Source organism: Myxococcus vastator (assembly GCF_010894475.1).
GTDB classification, from domain to species: domain Bacteria; phylum Myxococcota; class Myxococcia; order Myxococcales; family Myxococcaceae; genus Myxococcus; species Myxococcus vastator.
In genome coordinates, this window is sequence record NZ_JAAIYB010000418.1 from 1 (window position 1) to 7,460 (window position 7,460).

At 70.4% G+C, this 7,460-nt stretch carries 9 protein-coding genes; 5 read left to right on the forward strand and 4 right to left on the reverse strand.

Features of this window, described 5'->3' with window-relative positions:
* Positions 1-86: 86 nt before the first annotated feature.
* The 4 genes from G4D87_RS30065 to G4D87_RS30080 all read left to right on the forward strand — a co-directional run bounded on the left by G4D87_RS30065 (position 87) and on the right by G4D87_RS30080 (position 3,424).
* On the forward strand, positions 87-1,661 hold the full coding sequence (locus G4D87_RS30065; protein ID WP_205507770.1) for a YiiX/YebB-like N1pC/P60 family cysteine hydrolase: 1,575 nt from the start codon (positions 87-89) through the stop codon (positions 1,659-1,661).
* 7 nt (positions 1,662-1,668) lie between these two features.
* A complete protein-coding gene (locus tag G4D87_RS30070; RefSeq protein ID WP_026114194.1) occupies positions 1,669-1,944 on the forward strand; it encodes a hypothetical protein in 276 nt (91 codons plus the stop codon).
* Between the two features lie 84 nt (positions 1,945-2,028).
* Positions 2,029-2,853 carry a SirB1 family protein gene (locus G4D87_RS30075; protein ID WP_163786145.1) on the forward strand — a complete coding sequence of 275 codons (825 nt, stop codon included), beginning with the start codon at positions 2,029-2,031 and terminating at the stop codon, positions 2,851-2,853.
* Positions 2,854-2,869: 16 nt separating this feature from the next.
* Positions 2,870-3,424 carry an NUDIX hydrolase gene (locus G4D87_RS30080; protein WP_163786139.1) on the forward strand — a complete coding sequence of 185 codons (555 nt, stop codon included), beginning with the start codon at positions 2,870-2,872 and terminating at the stop codon, positions 3,422-3,424.
* Positions 3,425-3,433: 9 nt separating this feature from the next.
* Here the strand turns inward: G4D87_RS30080 and G4D87_RS30085 are convergent, their stop codons facing one another.
* The 4 genes from G4D87_RS30085 to trxB all read right to left on the reverse strand — a co-directional run bounded on the left by G4D87_RS30085 (position 3,434) and on the right by trxB (position 6,728).
* Positions 3,434-3,685, reverse strand: coding sequence for a hypothetical protein (locus G4D87_RS30085; RefSeq protein ID WP_163786140.1), 252 nt, complete (start codon positions 3,683-3,685; stop codon positions 3,434-3,436).
* 307 nt (positions 3,686-3,992) lie between these two features.
* Complete coding sequence (gene moaC / locus G4D87_RS30090) at positions 3,993-4,487, reverse strand: cyclic pyranopterin monophosphate synthase MoaC (protein WP_163786141.1); 495 nt, start codon at positions 4,485-4,487, stop codon at positions 3,993-3,995.
* On the reverse strand, positions 4,484-5,668 hold the full coding sequence (locus G4D87_RS30095) for a trans-sulfuration enzyme family protein (protein WP_163786142.1): 1,185 nt from the start codon (positions 5,666-5,668) through the stop codon (positions 4,484-4,486). Before G4D87_RS30095 ends, moaC begins: the two co-directional genes overlap by 4 nt.
* Positions 5,669-5,765: 97 nt before the next feature.
* A complete protein-coding gene (gene trxB, locus G4D87_RS30100) occupies positions 5,766-6,728 on the reverse strand; it encodes a thioredoxin-disulfide reductase (RefSeq protein ID WP_163786143.1) in 963 nt (320 codons plus the stop codon).
* A gap of 72 nt (positions 6,729-6,800) precedes the next feature.
* Between trxB and G4D87_RS30105 the strand changes: the two genes are divergently transcribed.
* Positions 6,801-7,259 carry a Crp/Fnr family transcriptional regulator gene (locus tag G4D87_RS30105; RefSeq protein WP_163786144.1) on the forward strand — a complete coding sequence of 153 codons (459 nt, stop codon included), beginning with the start codon at positions 6,801-6,803 and terminating at the stop codon, positions 7,257-7,259.
* Positions 7,260-7,460 lie beyond the last annotated feature (201 nt).

Sequence of the window (7,460 nt, forward strand, 5' to 3'; positions counted from 1 at the left end):
GTCCAGCCAGGGGGCCAGCCGCCCCGGCCCCTTCCCGGGCTAAGGTGTCGTCCCGCGACGCCTTCCTCGCAGGAGCCCCACACCCCATGTCCGCCGCCTCCCTGCTGCTTGCCTGGCTCACGCTCGCCAGCACGCCCGCCGCCGTCCCGCCGCCCGTACATGACGTCTTCGCCCTGGACGAAGCGGCCTTCGTCACCCAGGCGCAGCGTGACCTCGCCCTGCTGGAGCGCCACGTCCGGGGCCTGCGCGGGCTGCAGGAGGCCGTGAAGCAGTCGCGCGGCGTGTACCTGCAGAAGCAGAACGTGCCGTACACGCCGGACCAGAAGCAGTTGCTGCTCAGCACCTGGGCGGCCTTCTTCGACTACTTCGTGTCCGTGGAGGTCATCCGCCAGCGCTACTGGGACTTCGTGAAGGTGCCCGCCCACGCGCATCCGAAGAAGCACGCCTGGGGCTTCCTCCTCACCCACGGCGCGCTCACGACGGAGCTGGCCCACGGCCTCACCTACGCGGAGCTCACCCTGGGCAAGAAGCAGCTGGAGGTGCTGCTGGACGAGCCCGCGCCCGAGTACGGCCTGCCCGCGCGCGCCTTCGCCCGTTTCAAGGACAAGGCCATCCACGTCTCCACCAGCACGCAGCTGCTCACGGGGGATGGCTACAAGGAGCAGCTCCGCCCGCTGCTGGTGAAGGCCGGCGCGCTGGACGCTCCGCGCGTGCCCTGGCTGCTGCAGGAGATGAAGCACAACAGCAAGGTGGCGAAGGGACTGCTCTCCCGGCGCGGCGCCACGCTCTTCGCCAAGGCCACGGTGGACCTGACGGCGGACACCGCGCAGCGCGCCTTCTTCCCCGTGCAGCGCGCGGTGGCGGAATGGATGGGCGACACCCGCGTGCGCCGCGCGGGCCAGCCGCTCATCTCCCGCGCGCAGGCCCTGTCCCTGCTGGAGAAGATGGAGCCCGGCGACATCGTGGTGGCGCGGCAGAACTGGTACCTCTCCAACATCGGCCTGCCGGGCTTCTGGCCACACGCGGAGCTCTTCATCGGCACACCCGCCCAGCTCGGCGCGTACTTCGACGAGGACGCGGCCGTGAAGGCGTGGGTGGCTACCCTCCCCGGCGCACCGGGCTCGCTCACCCAGCACCTGGCGCGCGCCTTCCCCGCCAAGTGGGCCGAGTACACCGGCAACGACGCGCACGGCGACCCCCTGCGCATCATCGAATCCATCAGCGAAGGCGTGTCCTTCACCGGCCTGGAGCACGGCATGCGGGTGGACTACCTGGGCGTCATGCGCCCGCGCCTGTCCCGCCTGGAGAAGGCCCGCGCCATCGTCCGCGCCTTCACCTTCCAGGGCCGCCCGTATGACTTCGACTTCGACTTCTTCTCCGACAGGACGCTCGTGTGCACGGAGCTGGTGTGGAAGTCCTACGCCCCCGCGAGCGACATGACGGGCCTGCGCATCCCCCTGGTCAGCGTGGCCGGCCGCCGCACCCTGCCCGCCAACGAGCTGGTCCGCCTCTTCGACGCGGAATACGGCCGCGAGGACCGGCAGCTGGACTTCGTGGCCTTCCTGGACGGCCGGGAAGCGGAGGGCGACGCCAGGGAGGCGGACGCCGCCGCTTTCCGTTACAGCTACCGCCGGGCCAAGTGGGACATCGCCCAGGAGTAGACACCCGATGACGGAGCAGATGGCCGAAGAGATGCTGCAGCTGTCCAGCCAGCTCTTCGAGAAGATGATTTCCCAGCAGCAGGCCAAGGTGCTGCGCCTGGCCCGCGAGGCCGTGCCCAACATCTCCCCGGAGGAGGTGCGCAACTCCCACGACTTCCCGGAACTCAAGGAACATCCTACATTTGAGTTCGAGGATGGAATCCTGTCCGGGCTGATTGCGGCCCAGATTGCCCTCCGGGCGGAAATCAAGGGACGGCTGCCGCTTGAACCTCCAGCATTCTGACGCTCGGCCGCCTGCCTTTGCCGTCCGGGCCCTCGTGGGTTACTGGTTCTCGCCGTGAGCATTCCCTCTGGATTCAGCCCACCGTTGGCGCGGGAGCGTCTGGTGTCGGCCCTGGCCGCGGAGCCCCCGCGGCTGGACCTGGCGGCGCTGGCCATCGCCACGCTGGACAAGCCCCTGCTGGACGCCCCGGGGTGCCTGCACATGCTGGACGTGCTCGCGTGCCGGGTCCAGGTGGAGGCGGAGCGGCTGAGCGAGAAGGGCGAAGTCCTGGCGCCGCTGCGGGCGTTGCGCCACGTGCTGGCGGACATCGAGGGCTTTCGCGGCAACGAAGACGACTACCACTCCCCGGAGAACAGCTTCCTGGACCAGGTGCTGGAGCGGAAGCAGGGGCTGCCGATTACGCTGTCCGTCGTCTACCTGGAGGTGGCGCGGCGCGCGGGCATCGCCCTGTACGGCGTCCCCTTCCCCGGCCACTTCCTGGTGGCGCACGACGCGGGGGACCACAAGCTGCTCATGGACCCGTTCCACGACGGGGACATCCTCACCGAGCACGGCTGCGAGGAGCTGCTCAAGCGCGTGGCGCCGCAGCTCAAGTTCGACCGCAACATGCTGGCGCCCGCGCCGGTGGAGCTGATTGCGTACCGGATGCTGTCCAACCTGCGGCGCGTGTACCTGGGCCGCGAGGACTGTGAGCGGGGGCTGGCGGTGGTGGACCTGCTGCTGCTCCTGGCGCCGGACCACCCGGGCGAGCTGCGCACGCGCGCCGCGCTGCTCAGCGGCCTGGGGGCCTACCGCGCCGCGCTGAAGGACGTGGAGCGCTGCCTGGAGCTCTCACCGGAGGCCCCCGACCGCGACCGGCTGGAGCTGACGGCCCGCGAGCTGCGGGAGCGCGCCGCGCTGCTCAACTGACAGGAAGGACACGCACGTGGCTCACGAGGTGAAGCCCTGGCGCCGGCTGCGGCGCGGGCTGGAGCATGACTTCAGCGTCGCCCGGGTGCGCGAGGACTGGTGGGAGGACCCGCGCACGGGCCACGAGCACCCCCGCGTGCGCGTCGACTGCGCGGACTGGGTGAACGTCATCGCGGTGACGCCGGACGCGCGGCTCGTGCTGGTGCGGCAGTTCCGCTTCGGCGTCGAGTCCTCCACGCTGGAGCTCCCCGGCGGAATCGTGGAGCCGGGCGAAGCGCCGGAGCGGGCCGCGGCGCGCGAGCTGGAAGAGGAGACGGGCTACGTGCCGGGGCGCCTGGTGCCCGTGGGCCAGGTGCACCCCAACCCCGCGTTCCAGGGCAACGTGTGCTTCAACTTCCTCGCGCTCGACTGCGTGAAGCGGCACGAGGGGCGGCAGGACGCCAGCGAGGACATCGCCGTGGAGCTGCACCCGCGCGCCGACCTGCCGCGCCTCATCCTGGAGGGCCACATCTCCCACTCGCTGGTGGTGGCGGCCTTCTTCCAGGAGCGCCTGCTCAGCGAAGCGAAGTAGGCCCGTGCCTCAGGGGCGCGAGCAGCCGCAGCCGCACGCGTCGAAGAAGGGCGACTCGCCCCGGGCGCAGACGAAGAAGACGACCTGGCACTCCTGCCTGTCCTCGGACACGTAGCGGCGCTGGGCCGCCTGTGCGTCGCAGGCGGCCCGGTCCGCCACGGGCTGCGACACCTCGGCCGCGTCGCCCTCATCCGTGGGCGCACCGCAGCCCGCGGCCCCCAGGGCCGTCAGCAGCGTCAGAACGCCCCTCAAGTCGAACACCCGTCACCTCTCGAACTGGCCCAGGCTTTTCGCGCCCGGATGGCCTGGAATGCAACCTGGGGGCCCTCTCCGCGCACCGGGAGCCCCCTTGGCGACAAGCGTGCCCTGGGCGTGGACGGCGTCACATTCGCGACGTGTGGAGACGGACAGATGGCGGGGCCCGAGCCCGCCTGTGTCCGCCAACGCACGTGCGCCTTGGCTTCCGGGGAGGCGTCCTCATGGCCCGGCTGTCCTCTCGCGCAACGGGTTGGCACAGGTCGCGACACCTGACAGCGTCCACGACACGGACCGGGCGGCCGCCAGGCGCTCAGCGAGCCTTCTTCGCGCGCGTTCGCCGGCGAGGCGCGGCTGGCGAAGCAGGCGCGGCCTCTTCCCGCTGCCACGTGCCGGAGCGCCCGCCAGACTTGTGCTCCAGTTGCACCGCGTCCAGCACCATGCCGCGGTCCACGCTCTTGCACATGTCATAGACAGTCAGGGCCGCCGCGCAGGCCGCGGTGAGCGCCTCCATCTCCACGCCGGTGCGGTCCACCGTCTTCACCTGCACGCGGACCCGGAGCCCCGCGTCCTCTGGCGCCAGCGTCACCTCCACGCCCGAGAGCGCGATGGGGTGACAGAGCGGAACGAAGTCCGGCGTGCGCTTGGCGGCCATGATGCCGGCGAGCCTCGCCGCGGCCAGCACGTCCCCCTTCTCCACCTTCCCCGCCAGGATGCGCTCACGCGTCGCGGGCAACATCCGCAGCAGCGCGGTGGCCACGGCCACGCGGCCCGTCTTCGGCTTCGCTCCCACGTCCACCATCTTCATCGGCGCACCCCCTGCGCCACCGCGGCGAGCAGGTCCTCCACGATGTCGTCCGGGTCCTCCAGCCCCACGGAGACGCGGATGAGGTTCTCCCGGATGCCCGCGGCCTCCCGCTCCTCCGGAGTGAACCGGCGCGCGCTGGCGCTGGCCGCGTGCATCACCAGCGTGCACACGTCCCCCAGCGAAGGACCGGGCCGCCCCACCTTCAGCGCCTCCAGGAAGCGCATGCTCTCCGGCCGCCCCGCGCCCTTGATTTCGAAGGCCACCATGGGACCGCCGCCTGGCAGCAGCGCCTGCGCGGTGGCGTGGTCCGGGTGCGACGACAGCCCCGGGTAGATGACCCGCTCCAACAGGGGCGACTCCGTCAGGCGGCGCGCCACGTGCGCCGCGTGCTCGACATGCGCCTTCATGCGCACCGGCAGCGTGCGCAGGCCGCGCAGGGTGAGCCACGCCTCGAAGGGCCCCAGCACGTCACCCGCCAGCACCCGCGCGGCGCGCAGCGGCGCCATCCGCGCTTGTGAAGCACTCACCGTGCCGCCCAGCGCGTCGCTGTGCCCGTTGAGCCACTTGCTGGTGGACTGCACCGCGTAGTCCGCGCCCAGCGCCAGCGCGCGCTGTCCCACGGGCGACGGGAAGGTGCCATCCACCACGAACGTCGCGCCCACGTCCTGGCAGGCCCGCGCCAGCACGCGCAGGTCTGGCACGCGCAGCAGCGGGTTGGAGATGCTCTCCGCCAGCACCATGCGCGGCTTCAGCTCGCGGATGCGACCGGGCACCTCGGGGTCCGTCATCAGGAGCGCGTGCAGCTCCACGCCCAGCGTGGCGCACAGACTCTTGTACAGCGCGCGCGTGACGCCGTAGCCATCCGCCGGCATCACCAGTGTGTCCCCCGCCCGGAAGCCCTGGGCCTCGAAGACGGAGCGCAGCGCGGCCATCCCGCTGGCGTAGGCCACGCAGGCCTCGGCGCCCTCCAGCGCGGCCACCGCCTCCTCCAGCAGCGTCGTGTTGGGCGCGCTGATGCGGGCGTAGGCGTAGTCCTTCCCGTCCAGGGCGCTGTCCAGGTCGTCGCTGCTGTCGAACCAGTTCACCGCCGCCGGGTAGATGGGCGGCGACACCGGCACCGCCTTGCTTCCAGCCAGCCGCGTCCCGGCGTGCACCGCCACCGTCTTCTGCTTCGAGCTCATGGGGATTGCTGCGTCCTTCGCGGGAATGGAAAAGCCGGCCCCCGGAAGGGGCCGGCCTGGGGATGCGCGGTGGCGCCGCGCGGGCCTGCGGGCCAGACTACTCGCCGTGCTCGATGAGCCAGCGCTCCGCGTCGATGGCGGCCATGCAGCCCGTGCCCGCCGCGGTGATGGCCTGGCGGTAGTAGTGGTCCTGCACGTCGCCGCAGGCGAACACGCCCTCGATGTTGGTGCGCGTGGAGCCCGGCACCGTCTTGAGGTAGCCGCCCTGGTGCGTCTCCAGCACGCCCTGGAACAGCTCCGTGTTGGGCGTGTGGCCAATGGCCACGAACAGGCCCGTCGCCTTCACCTGCTGGCTGTCACCCGTCTTCAGGTTGCGCACCACCGCGCCATTCATCCCCTTCGCGTCGCCGAGGACCTCCTCCACCGCGGAGTCCCACATGAAGGAGATTTTCGGATTCTGGCGGGCGCGGTCCTGCATCACCTTGGAGGCGCGCAGCGTGTCGCGGCGGTGGATGAGGGTGACGTGGTTGACGATTTTCGCCAGGTACGTCGCCTCTTCCATGGCCGTGTCACCGCCGCCCACCACCAGCACGTCCTGCTTCTTGAAGAAGGCGCCGTCGCAGGTGGCGCACGCGGAGACGCCGCGGTTCTTGTAGGCGTCCTCGCCCTTGACGCCCAGCCACTTGGCGGTGGCGCCGGTGGAGATGATGACCGTCTCCGAGCGGCAGCTGACGCTCTCCCCCTGGATGAGGAAGGGGCGCTGGGAGAAGTCCACCTTCACCACGTTCTCCATGTGGATGGTGGTGCCGAAACGCTCCGCCTGCTTCTGGAAGCGTTCCATCAGCTCCGGGCCGGTGATGGCCTCCGGAAAGCCCGGGTAGTTCTCCACGTCGGTGGTCACCATGAGCTGGCCGCCCGGAACCCGCTGCGGGTGCTCCAGGGTAGGGCCCCCGGCGAACACCACCGGCTGCAGGTTGGCGCGCGCGGCGTAGATGGCCGCGGTGTAGCCCGCGGGCCCCGAGCCGATGATGGTCACCTTGTTAATCTTCTCCTCCGCCACGACTCCTCCCGACTTTCGTTGATGGCCCCAAGGTACCAGAGCGCCTCGGGCGCGTGATACGAAGCTGGCCTCATGGATGCCGACGTCCTCAAGAAGGTTGCGCTGTTCGAGGGTTTGACCCAGGGACAGCTCGCCAGGCTCGCGCAGATTGGCCACTCCCGGACCTACCCGGCGGGGGCCTTTCTGTTCCGTGAGGGGGAAACCAGCCAGGAGATGTTCGTAATCGCCGAGGGCAAGGTCCGCATCTCCAAGTCGATGCCCGGCATCGGCGAGGAGGCGCTCGCCATCCTGGAGCCCGGCGAGTATTTCGGTGAGATGGCGGTCATCGAGGACTCGCCGCGCTCGGCGGACGCCATCGCCCACGTGAGCTGCTCCGTCTGGGTCATCGAGCGCTCCCGGCTGGACCAGCTCATGTTCACCGACAAGGACCTGGCGTACGTGCTGCTCTGGACGTTCGTCCGCACGCTGAGCGAACGGCTCCGTGAGACGAACGAGAAGCTCAAGGGCTTCTTCGCCCTGTCCCGCTTCTGACGGTCCGTCTCAGCCCCTGAGAAGCCCGCTGGTGCAGGGATGTCCGTCCGGCATCCGGGCCCCTTCCCATGTGTCGGGACGGGTAGGCACCTCACTCCCCAGGTAGCACAAGCAGGCACACGGGTTGCTTTGTCCCCGCCACGTGGAGGGCGGCGGGATGGAGCAGGCGGCTGTCTCGTATACACGTGTCGCAGCGCACGA